The following is a 19,644-nucleotide window of genomic DNA, read 5'->3' on the forward strand; positions in this document are numbered from 1 at the left end:
TCATCCAGTGGCTCTGCGTACAATGCCCGCTGCCCTGTAGGAGACTTCAATGAATCGCCCTGCCACCCCTCGCAAACCCCGCGCCCGCAGCCAGGCCCGGATCGACGCGATCCTCGACGCCGCCCGCACCTTGCTGGCCGCCGAAGGCGTGGCCAGCCTGTCGATCTACAGCGTGGCCGAGCGGGCACAGATTCCGCCGTCATCGGTGTATCACTTCTTCGCCAGCGTGCCTGCGTTGCTGGAGGCGCTGACCGCTGATGTCCATGCTGCCTTTCGCGCGGCCATTCAGGCACCGATCGATCACCCGTCACTCAAGCATTGGCGCGACCTGTCCTACGTGATTGAGCAGCGCATGCTCACCATCTACAGCAACGACGCCGCCGCCCGGCAATTGATCCTGGCCCAGCACGGGTTGACCGAAGTGACACAGGCCGACCGCCAGCACGATCTGGAGTTGGGAAACCTGATGCATGAGGTGTTCAACCGGCACTTTGAGGTGCCGAGCCTGCCCGCCGATGTCGACGTGTTTGCCCTGGCCCTGGAACTGAGCGACCGCGTCTACGCGCGCTCGGTGCATCAGCACGGGCAAATCACCCCGCGCATGGCCGAGGAAGGCATGCGGGTGTTTGATGCGTATGTGGGGCTTTATCTGCCGGCGTTCTTGCCCAAGCGCGCACCCACATGATCATTCCCACGCTCTGCGTGGGAATGGCTCATGGGACGCTCCGCGTCCCGCCAGCCAGCACAAGACTTGAGCCCTGCGCATGGGTGACGCGGAGCGTCACGGGATGCATTCCCACGCAGAGCGTGGGAACGATCGCAGAGCGTGGGAACGATCACAGCTTGGCGATCGACACCTCGGTGGACTTCACGAAGGCAATCACTTCACTGCCGATCACCAGTTCCAGCTCTTTCACCGAGCGGGTGGTGATCACGGAAGTGACGATGCCGGACGCGGTCTGCACGTCGATTTCCGACAGCACGTCGCCTTCGACGATTTCCTTGATGGTGCCTTTGAACTGGTTACGCACGTTGATGGCTTTAATAGTCATGGTCGTTCTTCCTGTGTAAGACAAGTGAGTTATTGAGCCCAACGCAATTGCGTAGGCAGCGGTGAAACAGGTTCGGGTTCCGGCGGGGTGCCGGGCAGCGACAACACACGGTTAAGCACTTCGGTTTCCAGCGCCGCCAGGCGGTGGGAGCCACGCACCCGCGGGCGTGGGAGTTCCACGTGCAGGTCGAGGCCGATTTCGCCGTCTTCGATCAGGATCACCCGGTCGGCAATGGCCACGGCTTCGCTGACGTCGTGGGTCACCAGCAACACGGTGAAGCCGTGCTTCTGCCAGAGGTTCTCGATCAGTTGCTGCATCTCGATCCGGGTCAGGGCATCCAGGGCCCCCAGCGGTTCGTCCAGCAGCAACAGGCGTGGCTGGTGGATCAAGGCGCGGGCCAGGGCCACGCGTTGCTTCTGGCCACCAGACAACGCCGCCGGCCACTCATTGGCGCGCTCGGCCAGGCCGACCGCTTCCAGCGCTTCCAACGCCTGTGGGCGCCAGTTGCCCTTGAGGCCCAGGCCTACGTTGTCGATGATCTTTTTCCACGGCAGCAGGCGCGCTTCCTGGAACATCAACCGCGTGTCTTCAATCGCCTCGCTCAGCGGCGCGGAGCCGGCGAGCAATTCTCCGCCGCTGGCTTTGTCCAGGCCGGCGAGCAGGCGCAGCAAGGTACTTTTGCCGCAGCCACTGCGGCCCACGACCGCCACGAATTGACCGGCAGGAATATGCAGGTCGATGTCCTTCAGCACTTCCCGCGCGCCGAAAGCCTTGCGCAACTTGCGCACTGCCAGGGGAATGCCCCGTAGCAGGCGTGGAGGTTGTTGAGCGGTCATGCCGCACCTCCTTTATTCACTTGATAAGCCGGGTGCCAGCGCAGCCAGACACGTTCCAGGCCACGCGCCGCCAGATCTGCCAGCTTGCCGAGGACCGCGTAGAGCACGATCGCCAGCACCACCACGTCGGTCTGCAGGAATTCCCGGGCGTTCATCGCCAGGTAGCCGATACCGGAACTGGCGGAGATGGTTTCCGCGACGATCAACGTCAGCCACATAAAGCCCAGCGCGAAGCGCACGCCCACCAGAATCGAAGGCAAGGCGCCCGGCAAGATCACTTGGCGAAACAGGCTGAAACCGGACAGGCCATAACTGCGGGCCATTTCCACCAGCGCCGGGTCGACGTTGCGGATGCCGTGGTAAGTGTTGAGGTAGATCGGGAACAGCGTGCCGAGGGCGACCAGGAATATCTTCGCGGTCTCGTCAATGCCGAACCACAGGATCACCAGCGGGATCAGCGCCAGGTGCGGCACGTTGCGAATCATCTGCACCGAGCTGTCCAGTAGACGCTCACCCCAGGTCGACAGACCGGTGATAAAGCCCAGGGCCAGGCCGATACTGCCGCCGATCACAAAACCCAGGCCTGCACGCCAGCCACTGATAGCCAGGTGGGTCCAGATTTCACCACTGCGCACCAGGCTGATACCCGCTTCGATCACCGCGCTGGGCGCTGGCAGAATACGTGTCGACAACCAACCCGCCGACACGGACAACTGCCACACCGCCAGCAACAGGATCGGCAGCGCCCAAGGCGCCAATCGATGACTTAACTTTTCAAGGTTCATGGCGGCGCCTCAGCTCTGGGACGCAGCTTTGGGAAGAATATCGTTGGCGACCATTTCGCCGAACGGGCTGACGTAGCCGGCGCCTTTCGGCAGCTCGGGACGCTCGATGTCCAGGTGCGGGAACAGCAGCTCGGCCACGCGATACGACTCTTCCAGGTGTGGATAACCGGAGAAGATAAAGGTGTCGATGCCCAGGTCAGCGTATTCCTTCACCCGTGCGGCCACGGTGGGGCCATCACCCACCAAGGCAGTGCCGGCTCCGCCACGTACCAGGCCTACACCGGCCCACAGGTTGGGGCTGACTTCCAGGTTGTCGCGACTACCGCCGTGCAAGGCGGCCATGCGTTGCTGGCCTACGGAATCAAAACGCGACAACGAGGCCTGGGCGCGGGCGATGGTTTCATCGTCCACGTGGGAGATCAGTTTGTCGGCGGCCTGCCAGGCTTCGGCGTTGGTTTCACGCACGATCACATGCAGGCGAATGCCGAAGCGCACGGTACGCCCGAGCTTGGCGGCCTTGGCGCGAACCTGGGCGATCTTTTCCGCCACCGCAGCCGGCGGCTCGCCCCAGGTCAGGACCATTTCCACTTGTTCGGCTGCCAGGTCCTGGGCCGCTTCGGAGGAGCCCCCGAAATACAGCGGCGGACGCGGCTGCTGGATCGGCGGATAGAGCAACTTGGCGCCTTTGACGCTGATGTGCTGGCCGTCGTAATCGACGGTTTCGCCTTCCAGCACGCGGCGCCAGATGCGGGTGAACTCCACCGACGCCTGGTAACGCTCTTCATGGCTCAGGAACAAGCCGTCGCCGGCCAATTCTTCCGGATCACCGCCGGTCACCAGGTTGAACAACGCACGGCCGCCGGACAGACGATCCAGGGTTGCCGCCTGACGCGCCGCGACCGTCGGGGAAATGATCCCGGGGCGCAGCGCGACCAGGAATTTCAAGCGTTGGGTCACCGGGATCAGCGACGCGGCCACCAGCCACGAGTCTTCGCAGGAGCGGCCGGTAGGAATCAGCACCCCGCCGAAGCCAAGGCGGTCGGCCGCCTGGGCCACTTGCTGCAAGTAACCGTGATCAACGGCGCGAGCGCCTTCGGCGGTGCCAAGGTAATGGCCGTCGCCGTGGGTAGGCAGGAACCAGAAAATATTGAGGCTCATGGAGTTGTCTCCTGAAGAAGTCGGATTACGGCGCTTTGGCAACGGCGGCGGGTGGCGTCCAGATCACGTCCTTGATGCTCAAGGGTTTGGGGATCAATTTGAGTTGGTAGAAGCTGTCGGCGATTTTCTGCTGCGCGGCGACCACTTCCGGGGTCAGGAACAGCGCGCCGTAGCCCTGGCGTTTTACCGAAGTCAGGGTGATGTCGGCCGGTAGGCCCAGCAGCGGTGCGACTTGTTCGGTGACTTGCTCCGGGTTGGCCTTGGACCATTCGCCCACGGCGCGTACTTCTTCCACCAATGCCTTGATCACTTCTGGGTGTTTTTCGGCGTAGGGCTTGGTGGCCAGGTAGAATTGATGGTTGTCGGCGATGCCGGTGCCGTCACGCAGGGTGCGGGCTTGCAGTTGTTTTTCGGCCGCCGCCTGGTAAGGGTCCCAGATCACCCAGGCATCGACGCTGCCACGCTCGAACGCGGCGCGGGCATCGGCGGGCGGCAGGAATACGGTCTGCACGTCGGTGTATTTCAGGCCGGCATCTTCCAGGGCACGCACCAGCAGGTAGTGCACGTTGGAGCCTTTATTGAGGACGACTTTCTTGCCCTTGAGGTCTTGCACCGATTTGATCGGCGAATCTTTCGGTACGAGGATCGCTTCGCTGGTCGGCGCAGGTGGTTCGTAGGCGACGTAGACCAGATCGGCACCGGCGGCCTGGGCGAACACCGGTGGCGTTTCACCCGTCACGCCGAAGTCGATGGAACCGACGTTCAACCCTTCCAGCAGCTGCGGGCCGCCGGGAAACTCCGTCCACTGCACTTGCACGCCCTGCTCGGCCAGGCGCTTTTCCAGCGAGCCCTTGGCCTTGAGCAGCACCAGGGTGCCGTACTTCTGATAGCCGATCCGCAGGGTCTCGGCGGCCTGGGCTTGAACAATGGCGCCGAAGGACACAGCCGCAGCAAACAGTGCGACCAGACCACGACGCAAGATGACAGTGCGCATGGCGCTCTCTCCAAAATACGTTTAGGGGGTTGGCTGCACCTGCTTGGCCGTTGGCGGCTGAGTAAGGTGAGTAGTACTTGAATCCAGGTAAAGCTGGGTGAGGCTTAAATGCTCCAGCGAGCACTCAACAAACGTTCATTCAACACATTGGGATCAAGGGGTTTCGGGCGGCGGGCCATGGCGCTGTAGAAGGTTTCCAGAGCCTCGCTCAAACGTTGCTCCAGCACCGGCACCAGTTGCGCCTGGGCACTGCCTTCGCCATAAGCGATCTGGCTGTCTTCGGCGAAAATCCCGTGGAGCAATTCCTGGGCTTTCAGGGCCGACAGCACCGGCTTCAAGGCGTAGTCCACCGCGAGCATGTGGGCGATGCTGCCGCCGGTGGCCATCGGCAATACCACTTTGTGGGCCAGGGCGCGTTCGGGCAGCAGGTCGAGGATGGTTTTCAACGCACCGGAAAACGAAGCCTTGTACACCGGCGTGGCGATCACCAGGCCATCGGCGTTTGCCACTTGCTGCAGCAGGTCGATGATTTTCGGGCTGTCGAACCGCGCGTGCAGCAAGTCTTCGGCCGGGAAGTCCCGTATCTGATAACTCACTACTTCCACGCCTTGTTGCTGCAACCAGTTGCGGGTGTGATCCAGCAAGACCCCGGACCGGGAACGTTGGCTGGGGCTACCACCTAGTGTTACGACCAGCATGTAGGCAATTCCTTTGGAAAGTGTCGGCGGTTCGCTATGTGGCGATGGCGCCAAGATGGGACAGACCATATCAGCCAATTTATATATCTATAAATCTTATTTTTTCATTTGTTTATTCTTTAAATGCATATGCTGCCGACTAAATTGCAGGCGTAAAAAAAGGCCGTCGAAACGGCCTTAAAACCCCTGCTTTGTGAGACGTGAAATGCGATCAAGTGTGTGAGCCGGCTTGCTAGCGAAAGCGGTGTGTCATTCAAAGATGCGTCAACTGACAGTGCGCATTCGCGAGCAAGCCCGCTCCCACATTGGGTTCTGTGTCAGCGATTCGGTTGGGGGGTGAGCCGCAGGTACGGCTTCACCGCCCGGTAACCCTTCGGAAAGCGTTTCTTGATCTCTTCCTCATCCTTGAGCGACGGCACGATCACCACCTCATCACCGTCCTGCCAGTTGGCCGGGGTCGCGACTTTGTGGTTGTCGGTCAGTTGCAGCGAGTCGATCACCCGCAGGATTTCGTGGAAGTTGCGCCCGGTGCTGGCCGGGTAGGTGATGGTCAGGCGAATCTTTTTGTTCGGATCAATCACGAACAGCGAACGCACGGTGAGGGTGTCACTGGCATTCGGGTGGATCAGGTCATACAGGTCGGAGACCTTGCGGTCTGCGTCGGCCAGGATCGGGAAGTTGACGACGGTGTTCTGGGTTTCGTTGATGTCTTCGATCCACTTGTGGTGGGAGTCCACCGGGTCCACCGACAGGGCAATGGCCTTGACACCACGCTTGGCGAATTCATCTTTGAGCTTGGCGGTGAAACCCAGCTCGGTGGTGCACACCGGGGTGAAATCCGCCGGGTGGGAAAACAGCACGCCCCAGCTATCGCCCAGCCACTCGTGGAAGCGAATCTTGCCGGCGCTGGAATCCTGTTCAAAGTCGGGGGCGATGTCGCCCAGTCTGAGGCTCATGGTGTGGCTCCTGATGAGTGCTTATGGAGCCCACTGTGCCTGCGTCGCGAATTATTTAAAAAGAATAAATATCGATTTATCTAGACGATAAAGGAATATTAAAAATCTGTTCATTGGACTTGGCGACAGGCGAGGATCAACATCGGCTTCAAGGTTCGAGAAGGCCTTGAGACGCTGTACAAAGAGGGATTCAGGACGGGCTTGCGGGGGTTGAGCCCGACTTGAAAAGTAAAGCACCCTGCCCGGCGTTGCGCCGGGCAAGGTTTTACGCTCTTACAACAGCGGGATCGAGTAGCTGACGATCAGGCGGTTTTCGTCCTGGTCGCGAGTCGCAACATCGGTACGCCACATTGCGTTTTTCCACGCAACGCCGAGGTTTTTCAGCGGGCCTTCTGGAACAACGTAAGCCAGAGTCAAGTCGCGCTCCCACTCGGTTTTGTCACCAGTGGTCGTCTGGATGTTGCTGCCCTTGAGGTAGACAACACCAGCGGTCAGGCCTGGCAGGCCGACTTTGGCGAAGTCATACGCGTAACGAGCTTGCCAGGTGCGTTCGCCAGCACGGGCAAACTTCTGGATTTGCATGTCGGTGGTGGTGCTGTTCGACGAACCGTCACCTTGGTTCAGCCAAGGGAAGTCACTGTCGCCCTTGGTGTACTGGTAACCGCCACCAAAGGTGTGGCCGTTAACCGAATACAGTGCCAGGTAGCTGTACAGGTCGTTGTCAACCTTGCCGCTGGTCGCAGGGCGGGCACCGTCGGTGTAGTAACCCGAGGTGTAGTAGCCGGCGGTATTGGCATTCGCGCCGTTATCGCGGCTGCGGTAGTAACGCAGGTCGCTTTTCAGCACGCCCGGGCCGATTGCCCAGTTGTGTACCAGACCCAAGAAGTTCTGGGAGTAGAAGTCTTTCAGCTCGCCAAAGTAGTACGAAGCGGTCAGATCCTTGGTGATCTTGTAGTCAGCACCGGCGTAGTAGAACTTGTTGCTGAATTTGCCGGTGTCATAGTTGGAGCTTTTGTTCGCGCCAGCAATCGACAGGTTTTCGTTGTTGCTGGAGTTACGGCCCTTGGCGGACTCGATTTGGCCAGCAGTCAGAGTCAAGTCTTTGATTTCGTTAGAAACGATCTCGCCGCCCTGGAAGGTCTGAGGCAACAGGCGACCGTCGTTGGTCTTGATCACCGGGTTGTTTGGCTGCAGGGTGCCCAATTTTGCCACGGTCTGGGAGATTTTGACCTTGCCGGTCACACCCAGGCTGGCGAAATCACTGACTGCCTTATTGCCGTCGCTCGGGAACACAGTGCCGCCCGAAGCGGTGCCGCTGTAGTTACCGTGATTTGCGCGGCTGGAGTCCAGACGCATGCCGTACAGGCCAATAGCGTCAACACCGAACTGAACAGTGCCTTGGGTGAAACCCGAGATGAAACGCAGGTCGAAGCCTTGGCCCCATTCGGCGTTTTTGCTGCGGCTGCTGGCTGTTGGAGCACCATCACGGTTATCCGTGTTGATGTAGAAGTTACGCAGACCCAGTGTTGCCTTGCTGTCTTCGATGAAACCTGCGGCGCCTGCTTGCTGGGCGATTGCACCCAGGGTCACAGCCAACGCCAATGTCGACTTCTTCATGTACCGCTCCTCTCATTTCTAATTTTTGTATTTCTTAGGTCTCGGGTCTGACGCCCTCGATCCACAGATGCGCGATTAGCGCCAGATAGTGACTGACAAGTCAATCGTAACCTTGTGTGTCTACTACCTTCGTCTAACCGCAGTTGATTTGGTCCTTGCAGGGTAATGAGTTTTTCATACACCCAAAAAGAATTGTTTCATCCTTTTTCATACGATTCAGGAATAAGAATGTCCATGGGCCATCAAGCCGACGAGGCGGTAAAACTCCATTGGGATATTCCTGAAGAGTATTTCTCTACGCTTTTTTAGATCGCTTTGTATTGCCCATACGGGTCATACGTCATGCGCGATCAAAAACGCGACGCCATCATGGCCAAATGCCTATCGTCTCGTCAATTTGTTACAGTTTTTGTATCGATGAAACTTTCTTTTGTCATTTCACCGAACCACCTCACCCTAACGGGCGATCATGACAGTTACCGTATCGGCATGTTTCAGAGTATCGGCAGAAATGATGTCACTTTAATGTCGATCGTATCGACACATCGACAATCCGGCTCGAAGACCCGTCAGCATAGTCGCGATTGAAAAACACGCAGAACTGACAGACGAGAGGTTTGCCCTCTCGTCCGGTTAGGCTTACAACGCCTTTTCGAAAATCTTCGAATTACGCTGATAGTTGTACAGCGACGCCCGCGCCGACGGCAGGCGATCCACTGTACTCGGCACAAACCCACGCTCGCGGAACCAGTGGGCAGTGCGGGTCGTCAGCACGAACAACGTTTTCAAACCCTGGGCCCGGGCACGGGTCTCGATGCGTTCCAGCAGTTCATCACCGCGACCGCCATGACGGTACTCCGGGTTCACTGCCAGGCACGCCAGCTCCCCTGCGTCCGAGTCGGCGATCTGATACAGCGCCGCGCAGGCGATGATCATGCCTTCACGCTCCACCACGCTGAACTGCTCGATTTCCCGCTCCAGCACTTCCCGGGAACGACGCACCAGAATCCCCTGCTCTTCCAATGGGCTGATCAGGTCCAGCAAACCGCCGACGTCTTCAATCGCCGCTTCGCGCACCAGTTCGAACTGCTCCTGGGCCACCAGCGTACCGCCGCCATCCCGGGTGAACAGTTCGGTCAGCAAGGCACCGTCTTCGGCATAACTGACAATATGGCTGCGGCCTACGCCGCCTCGGCAAGCTTCAGCCGCCGCGTCCAGCAGCTCAGCCTGGTAATTACTGCCCAGGCGTTGCAGGTGTGCGGGCACCTGTTGCGGCCGCAGCTCACGCACCAGCCGTCCGTGTTCATCAATCAAACCAAGGTCGGCGCCAAACAGCAGCAACTTGTCCGCGCCCAGGTCAATGGCGGCGCGAGTGGCGACGTCTTCGCAGGCGAGGTTGAAGATTTCCCCGGTGGGCGAATAGCCCAGCGGCGACAGCAGCACGATGGAGCGCTCGTCCAGCAGGCGGTTGATGCCCTTGCGGTCGACCCGGCGGACTTCGCCGGTGTGGTGATAGTCGACGCCTTCAAGCACGCCGATCGGGCGCGCCGTCACCAGATTGCCGCTGGCCACCCGCAGGCGCGAGCCCTGCATCGGCGAAGACGCCATGTCCATGGACAACCGCGCTTCAATGGCGATACGCAGATGGCCGACCGCGTCGATCACACACTCCAGGGTCGCGGCATCGGTGATGCGCAAGCCTTCGTGGTAAGCCGGGGTCAGGCCGCGGGCGGCGAGGCGGGTTTCAATTTGTGGGCGCGACCCGTGGACCAGCACCAGCCGCACGCCCAGGCTGTGGAGCAGCACCAGGTCGTGGACGATATTGCCGAAGTTCGGGTGCTCCACACCGTCGCCTGGCAGCATGACGACAAAGGTGCAATCCCGGTGGGCATTGATGTAAGGCGAAGCGTGACGAAGCCAATTGACGTATTCGGGCATAAAACCTGGGCCTGTAATAAAAAGCAGCCAAATAAAGGATGAATCGTGGAAACGCACAGCGGGCTGTTGGTTATCGTCGGAACAGGCTTGGCGACACGCTCACTCTCCTTCTATCTATGTACGGATGGGCAGGGGTTAATTTATGCAGATGTCAGGCAGTAATGTTGAATCAGTTCCCGCAATAGACGCACTGTAGGCGTCAAGCGTGACATTTCAAGGTACTCGCCGGGCTGGTGGGCGCAGGCGATATCGCCAGGGCCGAGCACCAGGGTCTCGCAACCAAGGCGCTGAAGATAAGGCGCTTCGGTGCCAAACGCCACTGCTTCGGCGCGATGACCGGTAAGTCGTTCAGCTACCCGCACCAACTCGGCGTCCTCGGCCTGCTCGAACGGCGGCACTTCGGGGAACAACGGCGCATAGTCGATCTTCACCTGATGACGCTCGGCCAAGGGCTCAAGCTTCTGCCGAATGGCCGCGCGCAACACCTGGGGATCCATGCCCGGCAAGGGCCGCAGGTCGAATTCCAGGGAGCACTGGCCGCAGATGCGATTGGGATTGTCGCCACCGTGGATACAGCCGAAGTTCATGGTCGGTTGCGGCACGCTGAATTGTGGGTTGCGGTATTCACGCTGCCAGGCCAGGCGCAGGCCACGCAGCTCGCCGATGGCGTCGTGCATGGCTTCGAGGGCGCTGTGGCCCAGACTTGGATCCGACGAATGGCCGCTGCGCCCAAGAATATCGATGCGCTCCATCATCACGCCCTTGTGCAGGCGGATGGGCTTGAGGCCGGTCGGCTCGCCAATCACCGCTGCGCGACCTAAAGGACGACCCGCCTCGGCCAGCGCCCGGGCGCCGGCCATGGAGCTTTCTTCATCGCAGGTGGCAAGAATCAGCAGCGGTTGCTTGAAGGGCTGGTCCAGCAGCGGCTGCACGGCTTCGATCACCAGGGCGAAAAAGCCCTTCATGTCGCAGCTGCCCAGCCCTACCCAGCGACCGTCGACTTCCGTCAGCTTCAGCGGATCGGTCTGCCATAGCGCGCCGTCGTAGGGCACGGTGTCACTGTGGCCCGCCAACACGAGGCCGCCAGGGCCGCTGCCGAAACTGGCCAGCAGATTGAATTTGCCGGGGCTGACCTGCTGGATGTCGCAGGCAAATCCCAGGTCCCCCAGCCAGGTGGCGAGCAAATCGATAACCGGGCGGTTGGATTGGTCGAGAGAGGCCTGGGTACAACTGACCGAAGGCGCGGCAATCAGCGCGGCGAATTGTTCTTTCATGGACGGTAAAGGCATGCGCGGTCTCTCAACTTCCCGGACGAAACCCATCATAGAGCTATCTGAGTGACACAATAAACCGTTGCGGCGCGTTGCCGGGCTCAGTCCTGTACACTGCACGACCTTGGCAGCCACACATTTCCCCGGCTGCGCTCCCGATCCTGGATTTTCCGGCCATGCAGAAAGAAACCGAAATCAAGCTCCGCGTCAGCCGCGAAACCCTCGCCGCGCTGCGTGAGCACCCGTTACTGAAAAAACGCAACAAAAGTGGCTGGGAACGCCGTGAGTTGATGAACCAGTACTTCGACACCCCGGAACGCGACCTGGCCCAGGCCAAAGTGGCCCTGCGCCTGCGCAAAGACGGCGACGAAGTGATCCAGACCCTCAAGACCCGTGGCCAGAGCGTCGCCGGCTTGTCGGAACGCAATGAGTACAACTGGGACCTGGCCAAAGCCAAGCTCGACGTGAAGAAACTCGACGGCGAATGCTGGCCCGAGCAACTGGCCGAGCTGGACAAAAAGACCCTCAAGCCGATCTTCACCACCGATTTCGTTCGCGAACGCGCTGAAATCGCCTGGGGCCGCGGCAAGGCCAAGGTCGTGATCGAAGCCGCCTTGGACCTCGGTCACGTGGTCGCCGGCAAGCAAAAAGAAGAAATCTGCGAGCTGGAACTGGAACTGCGCGAAGGCGATCCGGCCGCCCTGCTGGAGCTGGCCGCTGAATTGGCCGCGACCCTGGCACTGATGCCATGTGATATCAGCAAGGCCGAGCGTGGCTATCGCCTGTTCGACGCCAACAGCTATTCCCTGAGCCTGCCGGCACCAGTACTGCACGCCGAAATGCCGCTCGACGACGCGTTTGCCGCCGTGATGTGGCACCTGTTGGGCAGCAGCCAGCGCCTGGCCGAGCAATACCGTTTCAATGGCCACTGGCGTCTGCTGCAGGACTGGGTGGAAAACCTCGGCGAACTGCGTGCCCTGCTCGGCAGCCTCGGCCAGGCCGCGCCACGCCAATCCACCAGCGAACTGCGCGCTGCGCTGGACGCCTTGCTGGAGGACTGGCGTCCGCTGGTTCAGGCCGGTGACGACGATGAAGACATCCGCAAAGCCGCGCCGGAACAGTTCGCCGAAGAACTGGAAGACGTGCGCTGGGGCCTGTTCTCGCTGACCACTTCCCGCTGGCTGCTGGCTCGTACCTGGGCGGCGGATCGCAACGTGCGTGGCAATCGCCAGGGCGCGGCACAGCTCGCCAACTGGCTGCCGCGCCTGCTGGCCGACGACGCCGTCGCCCTGCAACTGCCGCGCTACCAGCAACAGCCGGAAGACCTGGCCGAGCAACTGCCGCGTATCGAACGCATCCTGGCCTGGCTGCACCATGCACGCCAGGTGCTGGATATCGCCGAGCTGGACCGTCTGTATGGCGAGTTGAACAAGCTGGCGCACCTGGCCAACCAGCCGATTACCGATGAGTCGCTGGATGCGCGGATGCATCAGGCGATTGCGGTTTATCAGAATCGCGCCTGGAAGACCCTGCTGCGTCTGTAAACCCCTTGTGGCGAGGGAGCTTGCTCCCGCTGGGCTGCGTAGCGGCCCCTAATCCTGGAAGCGCTGCGCACTGGAGCGCCAGCCCGGTCCAGCGGGAGCAAGCTCCCTCGCCACTAAAATCAGGCCATGGCAACTATCAGCGCAACACCGGCAAACTCGTGGTGGACTTGATCTCCGACAAGGCCACTATCGAGTTGACCTCCTGAATCCCCGGCACCATCGAGAGTTTTTCGAAGAAAAACCGCTCATACGCTTCAATGTCCGACGTGACGATCCGCAGTAAAAAGTCCACCGCCCCCATCAGCACATAGCATTCCAACACTTCCGGAAAACCGCGAATCGCCTCGGTGAACTCAGTGAAGTTGGAACGGCCGTGGGCGTTGAGTTTCACCTCGGCGAAAATCTGCGTATTGAGGCCGATCTTCTTGCGATCCAGCAGGGTGACCTGGCCGCGAATTACACCCTCCTCTTTCAGCCGCTGAATCCTGCGCCAGCACGGCGATTGCGACAGGCCGACCTGTTCGGCAATCTGCGCGCTGGAAAGCGAAGCGTCTTCCTGCAACAGCGCGAGGATGCGCCGGTCGTACACGTCCAACTCACTGTGCATAGGAATTCCCGTTAATCGTTCTTTCTGGAATCAGATGATTCTCTTATAAGCCAATACGGGCTTTTTTAGATAAGAAATCTCCCGCCCCGAATGTAAAAATTTCTCCAGTCGAATCCGGAGAATCATCATGCACGTCGTCGAATCCACCAACCCCGCCCCACGTGTCGATGCCTGGGCCGTCAGCAACGCTCACTGCCAAGCGCACTATCAAATCCTCGCCGAGGCTGAACCCGATGTGTTGTGCCGGGTGCTCAACTATTTTGCCCTGCAATTCCTGGTTCCTCGCCAGGTGAACGTGCAGCGCGCAGACGACCTGCTGACAATCGATGTCGTGATGGATGGCCTGAGCTGGCACCGGGCCCAGGTGATCGGAGAAAAACTTCGTAACCTGATCAGCGTGTGCTCGCTGGAACTGCGCCCGGCTGATGCTGCGCGGCCTCTGGCGGTGCAGGCGGCCGGTCAGTAAAAGCCTGCAATAAACCCTGGAGGCCAACGCGCAAAGGGTGACTAGCCTGAGGACTACGCCTAATCGTTGCCCGGGAACGTCACCATGTCCGTTGCGCCAAATACTCAGGATTGCTGGCTGGAAATCCATCAACTGCTACCTGCCCTGATCGACCAGGGCCTGGTGCCCGCCGACCTGACCGTACCGGCGAACAGCGGGCTGCATCCCCTGGAATGCATTGCCAGCTCGGGCCCGTCTCTGGAAATACTGACCGAATGGCTCGCCCGTCACTGCGGCCAGCCCTACCTGCGTATCGACCCGTTGAAAATCGATGTCGCGGCGGTGGTGCCGCTGATGTCCTACGCCTTTGCCCAGCGCCACAAGATCCTGGCGGTTGCGGTCGACGCCCACAGCGTTACCGTCGCCAGTGCCCAGCCTTACGTGAGCAGTTGGGAAGCGGGCCTGGCTCAAGTGTTGAAGCGCTCCATCAGGCGGGTGGTGGCCAACCCCCAGGATATCCAGCGCTGCACCGTAGAGTTTTACCGGCTGGCGAAATCGGTCAGCGGTGCGGTTGATCAAAAAACATCCGGCGCTCCCAACATCGAGCAACTGCTCAATCTCGGCGCCAGCGACCAGGAGCCCGACGCCAACGACGCGCACATCGTCAACATCGTCGACTGGCTGCTGCAATACGCCTTCGGCCAACGGGCCAGTGATATCCATATCGAACCCGGACGCGATCAGGGCCATGTGCGTTTCCGTATTGATGGGCTATTGCACGACGTTTATCAGTTCCCATCCCAGGTCATGATGGCGGTGGTCAGCCGCCTGAAAAGTCTCGGCCGGATGAACGTGGCGGAAAAACGCAAACCCCAGGACGGCCGGGTGAAGACCAAAAGCCCGGCGGGCGGCGAAGTGGAACTGCGCCTTTCGACCTTGCCCACGGCCTTCGGTGAAAAACTGGTGATGCGCATTTTCGACCCTCAGGTGCTACACAAGGATTTCCAGCAATTGGGGCTCTCGGACGACGACCTGCACCGCTGGCAATCCATGACCGGCCAGGCCAACGGCATCATTCTGGTCACGGGCCCCACGGGCTCGGGCAAGACCAGCACCCTGTACACCACGCTCAAGCAACTGGCCACCCGCGAGGTCAACCTGTGCACCGTCGAAGACCCGATCGAGATGGTCGAGCCGGCCTTCAACCAGATGCAGGTCCAGCACAACATCGACCTGACCTTCGCCAGCGGCATCCGCGCCCTGATGCGCCAGGATCCGGACATCATCATGATCGGCGAGATTCGCGACCTGGAGACCGCAGAAATGGCGATCCAGGCCGCCCTGAACGGGCACCTGGTGCTGTCGACACTCCACACCAACGACGCACCCGGCGCCATCAGCCGCCTGCAGGAACTGGGCATTCCCCATTACCTGATCAATGCGACATTGCTGGGGGTGATGGCCCAGCGCCTGGTGCGGCTGTTATGCCCGCACTGCAAGCGACCCAGCGGGCAGTTCTATCAGGCAGTGGGTTGCAGCGACTGTCGGGAAAGTGGTTACCGAGGGCGAGCCGGGATCTACGAGATCATGCTGATGAACGACCGCCTCAAGGCGCTGGTCACCCCGGGCACCGACCTTCAGGCCCTGCGTCACGCAGCCCTTGGCCAAGGAATGTGCAGCTTGCGGTCTGCCGGTACACGCAAGGTAATGGCAGGGCTGACAACCCTGGAAGAAGTACTGCGAGTGACGCCTGGGGATTCAGAAACAAATCCTTTGATTTGATGGGCCGGTAAACCGTCCTTATCCCTGACAACACCGTTACAATCGGTTAAACCTCGCGTTACCGCCAACACCAGACAGGGAATCGTTATGCAGATCGGAACCGTACTGCTTCTTTTCGTAGGCTTGGCCGTCGCCATCCTCTTCATGGGCTTCAAAGTGGTCCCCCAGGGTTACCAGTGGACGGTCGAGCGCTTTGGCCGTTATACCAACACCCTCAAGCCGGGCCTGAACATCATCATTCCGGTCATGGACCGCATCGGTCGCAAGATCAACGTGATGGAAAGCGTGCTGGATATTCCCCCCCAGGAAGTCATCACCGCCGACAATGCCACGGTGCAGATCGACGCCGTATGCTTCTTCCAGGTGGTCAATACCGCCCAGGCTGCCTACGAGGTGAACAACCTCGAACACGCCATCCGCAACCTGCTGCAAACCAACATCCGTACCGTGCTCGGTTCCATGGAGCTGGATGCAATGCTCAGCCAGCGTGACGGCATCAACGAAAAACTGCTGCGCACCGTCGATGAAGCCACCGCACCGTGGGGCATCAAGATCACCCGGATCGAGATCAAGGACATCAGCCCGCCTGCCGACCTGATGGCCGCCATGTCCGGCCAGATGAAGGCCGAGCGGATCAAGCGTGCACAGATCCTCGAAGCCGAAGGCCTGCGAGCCTCCGCAATCCTGACTGCCGAAGGCAAGAAGCAGGCGCAGATCCTGGAAGCGGAAGGTGGTCGTCAGGCCGCCTTCCTGGAATCCGAAGCCCGCGAACGTCAGGCCGAAGCTGAAGCCCGCGCCACTCAAGTGGTATCGGAAGCGATCGCCACCGGTAACGTGCAAGCCATCAACTACTTTGTCGCCCAGAAATACATCGACGCACTGGGCAAGCTGGCTTCGGCCAACAACAGCAAGGTGATCCTGATGCCGCTGGAAGCCAGCCAGGTGATTGGTGCCGTCGGTGGCATCGGCGAGATCGTCAAGGCAACCTTCGACAACAAGAAAGCCTGAGGCACGCACCATGTGGGAATTCCTGCAGCACCTGTCGTTTTGGGACTGGCTGGCACTGGGCACGGTGCTGTTGATCCTTGAAGTGTTCGGTGCCGGTGGTTATCTGCTGTGGATGGGCATCGCCGCCGCCGCCGTGGGCGTGATCAAGTTCCTGATCCCGAACCTGGGCCTTGAATGGCAACTGCTGTTGTTCGCGGTGTTGTCGATCCTGACGGCGGTGTACTGGTGGCGACGCCAGCGCAGCAGCGCCAAGGTCAGCGACCAGCCGGGGCTCAACATGCGCGGTTCCGAGCTGATCGGCCGCACCTTTGTGGTGCATCAGGCCATTATCGAGGGCCGGGGCAAGATCAAGGTTGGCGACGGCGTGTGGATGGCTTCCGGGCCTGACGCGCCAGTTGGGGCACACGTACGTGTCATTGGTCAGGAAGGCGTGATTTTGCAGGTTGAAACTGTTTAGTCATCCATGGAACTCGGCTGGGCTATCTACAATCAAACTGTTCAGATAACCCAGTCGGAGTCACCCATCATGCGTCTAAAATATGCTGTCGCAACCCTCGCCGTGCTTTCCCTTCCTGTCGGTTCAGCCATGGCCGACAGCTTCTGGCGTAATGTCATCTCATCGGGTGCCACGACCGGCTCGACGTACCTGACCTTCAAGGACCACAAAATGGTAGTCGCCGCCCAAGACGACGCCGGTAGCTTCGTCGCCAGCGACGGCAGCATCCGTGGCCCTTACCTGGAAGCTGCGATGCAGAAGGTCCGCGCCGATAACCCCGGCCTCAAGGCCACGGACATGGACCTGGCCAACGCGATCCTGGCGAAAAACGCCATTGCTTCCGAGTAATACCGTCGCGTAAAAAATGCCGCTCTTCGAGAGCGGCATTTTTTTGCCCAGACTTCCTACACCCGAGACTGGCGATTCAACATTCGAACAGGAAAAGTCCTGTCGAGCTGCCTGCGCGCCCGGCAACAAGCTATCGATTCCCTTTAGACCGAGTGAATCGATGACCATGCAAAAACTCTCCTACGCCCTGCTACTCGCCGCCATTGCCGCCCCGTATGCCCAGGCAGAAGGCTGGTACGGGTCGGCAAAGCTCAACAGCGCCCGACAGCAGCAAGACATTCACCGGTTCATTCGCAGTGGGTCATACCTTTGCTGATGGCTGGCGCCTGGAAGGGGAATACTCCATGCCCAGCCAATCAGACTTCAAATCCCGCTGGGCGCCGTTCAATGCCAACGTCAACAGCCTGCAGACCGACAGCCAGCGTTTGATGCTCAATGGTTATAAAAACATCCCGATCAATGAATGGCTGTCGTTCTACGGTATGGCGGGAATGGGCCTGGCCCAAATTGACGCCAAGGGTTATCAAACTAACGAAAACCGTCGCTTCGCCAGCCACCGCCAACACAACTTCGCCTACAGCGTGGGCCTGGGGCTGGATGCCAAGGTCAACGAAGCCCTGACCCTGGGCACCGGCTGGCGTTATGTGGACATGGGCCGGATCGAAACCGGCTACAACACCTTCGCCAACCGGATAAATGCCCGGGACGAACAGCTCAAAGGCAAGCTCAAGGAACAGAATGTGTTTCTTGAGGCACGCGTCGCCTTCTGACACCGATGCTGAAAATGCCGCTCCCAAGGCGGCATTTTTGTTTAAGGGGGGACGATTCATTCACAGATGACAGGCTATATTCAGTCGAGCCGTGCAACCATGCCCGGCATTGATATGCTTTTTTCTCATCGCCTTCTGAAATGGATGCCTTCAACGTCATGAGCCAACTGCCCTTTCTGCCGTTCTCCAAGCCCACCATTGATGAAGCCACTATCTCGGCGGTGGGTGACGTACTGCGCTCCGGCTGGATCACCAGCGGGCCCAAAGTGCAGGCGTTCGAAGCGCAGCTGTCGGAATATTTTGGCGGCCGTCCGGTACGCACCTTCAACTCCGGCACCTGCACCATGGAGATCGCCTTGCGCATCGCCGGTATCGGGCCAGGAGACGAAGTCATCACCACCCCGATTTCGTGGGTAGCCACAGCCAACGTAATTCTGGAAGTCGGCGCCACGCCGGTGTTCGCCGATATCGACCCGGTAACCCGCAACATCGACCTGGCCCAAGTGGAGGCCGCGATCACGCCACGCACCAAGGCAATCATCCCGGTATACCTGGCCGGTCTGCCGCTGGACATGCCTTTGCTCTACGCGCTGGCCAACAAGTACAACCTGCGCATCGTCGAAGATGCGGCCCAGGCCCTGGGTTCCAGCTGGGATGGTCAGCGCATTGGTGCTACCGGCGATTTCGTGTCGTTCAGCTTCCAGGCGAACAAGAACATCACGTCCTCCGAAGGCGGCTGCCTGGTGTTGAACAACGCTGAAGAAGCGCGCCTGGCGGAAAAATATCGCCTGCAAGGCGTGACCCGTACCGGCTTCGACGGCCTGGACGTGGATGTGCTCGGCGGCAAGTTCAACATGACCGACATCGCAGCGGCCATCGGCTTGGGCCAATTTGCCCATATCGAGAAGATCACCGCCAATCGCCAGGAACTGGCGCGGCACTATTTCGAATGTTTCGGCAGTGATTTCGAAGAGCAGTACGGTGCGCAATTGCCGCCGGCAGACTTCGAAAACAGCAACTGGCACCTGTTCCAACTGGTACTGCCGGAGCGCCAGGACGGTTTGCCGGCACGCGCCACGTTCATGGAGCAGATGCAGGCCCATGGCGTCGGCATTGGCTACCACTACCCGCCAATCCACCTGCTGAGCTTGTACAAGGCGCAGGGATTCAAGGAAGGCATGTTCCCGGTAGCGGAAAAAGTGGGGCGTTTGATTGTGTCGTTGCCGATGTTCACGGCGATGACGAAGGCAGATGTAGAGCGTTCTGTGGCAGCGGTCAAAGCGGTATTGAAACGCGGATAAAACCTTTGCGGGAGCCGGTTGCCGGCTCCCGCAGCGGG

General features: G+C 59.9%; 20 protein-coding genes and 1 pseudogene. 10 read left to right on the plus strand and 11 right to left on the minus strand.

Going from position 1 to position 19,644, the window contains the following annotated elements:
• The first annotated feature begins 49 nt into the window (after positions 1-49).
• A complete protein-coding gene (locus D109_RS0108940; protein ID WP_017476590.1) occupies positions 50-685 on the plus strand; it encodes a TetR/AcrR family transcriptional regulator in 636 nt (211 codons plus the stop codon).
• 151 nt (positions 686-836) lie between these two features.
• On the opposite strand, the gene D109_RS0108945 is transcribed toward D109_RS0108940, so the two are convergent.
• The 8 genes from D109_RS0108945 to D109_RS0108980 form a co-directional block, all read right to left on the minus strand.
• Entirely contained in the window at positions 837-1,052 is a 216-nt protein-coding gene (locus tag D109_RS0108945) for a molybdopterin-binding protein (RefSeq protein ID WP_003213899.1), read from the minus strand.
• Between the two features lie 29 nt (positions 1,053-1,081).
• Positions 1,082-1,888, minus strand: a complete 807-nt coding sequence (ssuB, locus tag D109_RS0108950) for an aliphatic sulfonates ABC transporter ATP-binding protein (RefSeq protein ID WP_017476591.1) — start codon at positions 1,886-1,888, stop codon at positions 1,082-1,084.
• Positions 1,885-2,673 (minus strand): aliphatic sulfonate ABC transporter permease SsuC, encoded by a 789-nt coding sequence (gene ssuC / locus D109_RS0108955; protein WP_010167854.1) that lies wholly within the window; start codon positions 2,671-2,673, stop codon positions 1,885-1,887. Before ssuC ends, ssuB begins: the two co-directional genes overlap by 4 nt.
• A gap of 9 nt (positions 2,674-2,682) precedes the next feature.
• Complete coding sequence (gene ssuD, locus D109_RS0108960) at positions 2,683-3,831, minus strand: FMNH2-dependent alkanesulfonate monooxygenase (protein ID WP_017476593.1); 1,149 nt, start codon at positions 3,829-3,831, stop codon at positions 2,683-2,685.
• Positions 3,832-3,856: 25 nt separating this feature from the next.
• Positions 3,857-4,825: a sulfonate ABC transporter substrate-binding protein gene (locus D109_RS0108965; protein WP_017476594.1), complete on the minus strand. Its 969-nt coding sequence runs from the start codon at positions 4,823-4,825 to the stop codon at positions 3,857-3,859.
• Positions 4,826-4,929: 104 nt separating this feature from the next.
• Complete coding sequence (ssuE, locus tag D109_RS0108970) at positions 4,930-5,523, minus strand: NADPH-dependent FMN reductase (protein WP_017476595.1); 594 nt, start codon at positions 5,521-5,523, stop codon at positions 4,930-4,932.
• A 317-nt stretch (positions 5,524-5,840) separates the two neighbouring features.
• Positions 5,841-6,479 carry a peroxiredoxin gene (locus D109_RS0108975; protein ID WP_003195267.1) on the minus strand — a complete coding sequence of 213 codons (639 nt, stop codon included), beginning with the start codon at positions 6,477-6,479 and terminating at the stop codon, positions 5,841-5,843.
• A gap of 273 nt (positions 6,480-6,752) precedes the next feature.
• Complete coding sequence (locus D109_RS0108980; protein ID WP_017476596.1) at positions 6,753-8,096, minus strand: OprD family porin; 1,344 nt, start codon at positions 8,094-8,096, stop codon at positions 6,753-6,755.
• A 342-nt stretch (positions 8,097-8,438) separates the two neighbouring features.
• Here D109_RS0108980 and D109_RS1000000134545 point away from each other — a divergent pair, with 342 nt between their 5' ends.
• Positions 8,439-8,684: a hypothetical protein gene (locus tag D109_RS1000000134545; RefSeq protein ID WP_177325503.1), complete on the plus strand. Its 246-nt coding sequence runs from the start codon at positions 8,439-8,441 to the stop codon at positions 8,682-8,684.
• Between the two features lie 51 nt (positions 8,685-8,735).
• Here the strand turns inward: D109_RS1000000134545 and argA are convergent, their stop codons facing one another.
• Both argA and argE read right to left on the minus strand, forming a co-directional pair.
• Complete coding sequence (gene argA, locus D109_RS0108985; protein WP_010167865.1) at positions 8,736-10,034, minus strand: amino-acid N-acetyltransferase; 1,299 nt, start codon at positions 10,032-10,034, stop codon at positions 8,736-8,738.
• Between the two features lie 140 nt (positions 10,035-10,174).
• Positions 10,175-11,323: an acetylornithine deacetylase gene (gene argE, locus D109_RS0108990; RefSeq protein WP_026077852.1), complete on the minus strand. Its 1,149-nt coding sequence runs from the start codon at positions 11,321-11,323 to the stop codon at positions 10,175-10,177.
• A gap of 158 nt (positions 11,324-11,481) precedes the next feature.
• Between argE and D109_RS0108995 the strand changes: the two genes are divergently transcribed.
• Positions 11,482-12,849, plus strand: coding sequence for an inorganic triphosphatase (locus D109_RS0108995; protein WP_003213918.1), 1,368 nt, complete (start codon positions 11,482-11,484; stop codon positions 12,847-12,849).
• A 136-nt stretch (positions 12,850-12,985) separates the two neighbouring features.
• Here the strand turns inward: D109_RS0108995 and D109_RS0109000 are convergent, their stop codons facing one another.
• Complete coding sequence (locus D109_RS0109000; RefSeq protein ID WP_010167872.1) at positions 12,986-13,456, minus strand: Lrp/AsnC family transcriptional regulator; 471 nt, start codon at positions 13,454-13,456, stop codon at positions 12,986-12,988.
• Between the two features lie 127 nt (positions 13,457-13,583).
• Between D109_RS0109000 and D109_RS0109005 the strand changes: the two genes are divergently transcribed.
• The 7 genes and pseudogenes from D109_RS0109005 to D109_RS0109035 all read left to right on the plus strand — a co-directional run bounded on the left by D109_RS0109005 (position 13,584) and on the right by D109_RS0109035 (position 19,606).
• Complete coding sequence (locus D109_RS0109005) at positions 13,584-13,922, plus strand: hypothetical protein (protein ID WP_017476598.1); 339 nt, start codon at positions 13,584-13,586, stop codon at positions 13,920-13,922.
• A gap of 84 nt (positions 13,923-14,006) precedes the next feature.
• A complete protein-coding gene (locus D109_RS0109010) occupies positions 14,007-15,683 on the plus strand; it encodes a GspE/PulE family protein (RefSeq protein ID WP_017476599.1) in 1,677 nt (558 codons plus the stop codon).
• A gap of 87 nt (positions 15,684-15,770) precedes the next feature.
• Positions 15,771-16,691: an SPFH domain-containing protein gene (locus D109_RS0109015; RefSeq protein ID WP_003213925.1), complete on the plus strand. Its 921-nt coding sequence runs from the start codon at positions 15,771-15,773 to the stop codon at positions 16,689-16,691.
• Positions 16,692-16,701: 10 nt separating this feature from the next.
• Positions 16,702-17,148 (plus strand): NfeD family protein, encoded by a 447-nt coding sequence (locus tag D109_RS0109020; RefSeq protein ID WP_017476600.1) that lies wholly within the window; start codon positions 16,702-16,704, stop codon positions 17,146-17,148.
• Positions 17,149-17,217: 69 nt separating this feature from the next.
• Positions 17,218-17,535, plus strand: a complete 318-nt coding sequence (locus D109_RS0109025) for a DUF2388 domain-containing protein (RefSeq protein ID WP_010167882.1) — start codon at positions 17,218-17,220, stop codon at positions 17,533-17,535.
• 160 nt (positions 17,536-17,695) lie between these two features.
• Positions 17,696-18,305: pseudogene (locus D109_RS01000000131780) on the plus strand (outer membrane protein).
• A gap of 158 nt (positions 18,306-18,463) precedes the next feature.
• Positions 18,464-19,606, plus strand: coding sequence for a DegT/DnrJ/EryC1/StrS aminotransferase family protein (locus D109_RS0109035; protein ID WP_026077853.1), 1,143 nt, complete (start codon positions 18,464-18,466; stop codon positions 19,604-19,606).
• The last annotated feature ends 38 nt before the right edge of the window (positions 19,607-19,644 follow it).

The organism is Pseudomonas sp. PAMC 26793 (assembly GCF_000313235.1).
GTDB classification, from domain to species: Bacteria; Pseudomonadota; Gammaproteobacteria; order Pseudomonadales; family Pseudomonadaceae; genus Aquipseudomonas; species Aquipseudomonas yamanorum.

What these genes read in the sequence shown, in the direction of transcription:
- D109_RS0108980 (WP_017476596.1), bottom strand. Translation starts at nt 8,096, where the DNA reads ATGAAGAAGTCGACATTGGCGTTGGCTGTGACCCTGGGTGCAATCGCC.
- D109_RS1000000134545 (WP_177325503.1), top strand. Translation starts at nt 8,439, where the DNA reads ATGCGCGATCAAAAACGCGACGCCATCATGGCCAAATGCCTATCGTCT.
- D109_RS0109020 (WP_017476600.1), top strand. Translation starts at nt 16,702, where the DNA reads ATGTGGGAATTCCTGCAGCACCTGTCGTTTTGGGACTGGCTGGCACTG.
- D109_RS0108945 (WP_003213899.1), bottom strand. Translation starts at nt 1,052, where the DNA reads ATGACTATTAAAGCCATCAACGTGCGTAACCAGTTCAAAGGCACCATC.
- D109_RS0108995 (WP_003213918.1), top strand. Translation starts at nt 11,482, where the DNA reads ATGCAGAAAGAAACCGAAATCAAGCTCCGCGTCAGCCGCGAAACCCTC.
- D109_RS0109025 (WP_010167882.1), top strand. Translation starts at nt 17,218, where the DNA reads ATGCGTCTAAAATATGCTGTCGCAACCCTCGCCGTGCTTTCCCTTCCT.
- D109_RS0108940 (WP_017476590.1), top strand. Translation starts at nt 50, where the DNA reads ATGAATCGCCCTGCCACCCCTCGCAAACCCCGCGCCCGCAGCCAGGCC.
- argE (WP_026077852.1), bottom strand. Translation starts at nt 11,323, where the DNA reads ATGCCTTTACCGTCCATGAAAGAACAATTCGCCGCGCTGATTGCCGCG.
- ssuD (WP_017476593.1), bottom strand. Translation starts at nt 3,831, where the DNA reads ATGAGCCTCAATATTTTCTGGTTCCTGCCTACCCACGGCGACGGCCAT.
- D109_RS0109035 (WP_026077853.1), top strand. Translation starts at nt 18,464, where the DNA reads ATGAGCCAACTGCCCTTTCTGCCGTTCTCCAAGCCCACCATTGATGAA.
- D109_RS0109000 (WP_010167872.1), bottom strand. Translation starts at nt 13,456, where the DNA reads ATGCACAGTGAGTTGGACGTGTACGACCGGCGCATCCTCGCGCTGTTG.
- D109_RS0109015 (WP_003213925.1), top strand. Translation starts at nt 15,771, where the DNA reads ATGCAGATCGGAACCGTACTGCTTCTTTTCGTAGGCTTGGCCGTCGCC.
- D109_RS0109005 (WP_017476598.1), top strand. Translation starts at nt 13,584, where the DNA reads ATGCACGTCGTCGAATCCACCAACCCCGCCCCACGTGTCGATGCCTGG.
- D109_RS0109010 (WP_017476599.1), top strand. Translation starts at nt 14,007, where the DNA reads ATGTCCGTTGCGCCAAATACTCAGGATTGCTGGCTGGAAATCCATCAA.
- argA (WP_010167865.1), bottom strand. Translation starts at nt 10,034, where the DNA reads ATGCCCGAATACGTCAATTGGCTTCGTCACGCTTCGCCTTACATCAAT.
- D109_RS0108975 (WP_003195267.1), bottom strand. Translation starts at nt 6,479, where the DNA reads ATGAGCCTCAGACTGGGCGACATCGCCCCCGACTTTGAACAGGATTCC.
- ssuC (WP_010167854.1), bottom strand. Translation starts at nt 2,673, where the DNA reads ATGAACCTTGAAAAGTTAAGTCATCGATTGGCGCCTTGGGCGCTGCCG.
- D109_RS0108965 (WP_017476594.1), bottom strand. Translation starts at nt 4,825, where the DNA reads ATGCGCACTGTCATCTTGCGTCGTGGTCTGGTCGCACTGTTTGCTGCG.
- ssuB (WP_017476591.1), bottom strand. Translation starts at nt 1,888, where the DNA reads ATGACCGCTCAACAACCTCCACGCCTGCTACGGGGCATTCCCCTGGCA.
- ssuE (WP_017476595.1), bottom strand. Translation starts at nt 5,523, where the DNA reads ATGCTGGTCGTAACACTAGGTGGTAGCCCCAGCCAACGTTCCCGGTCC.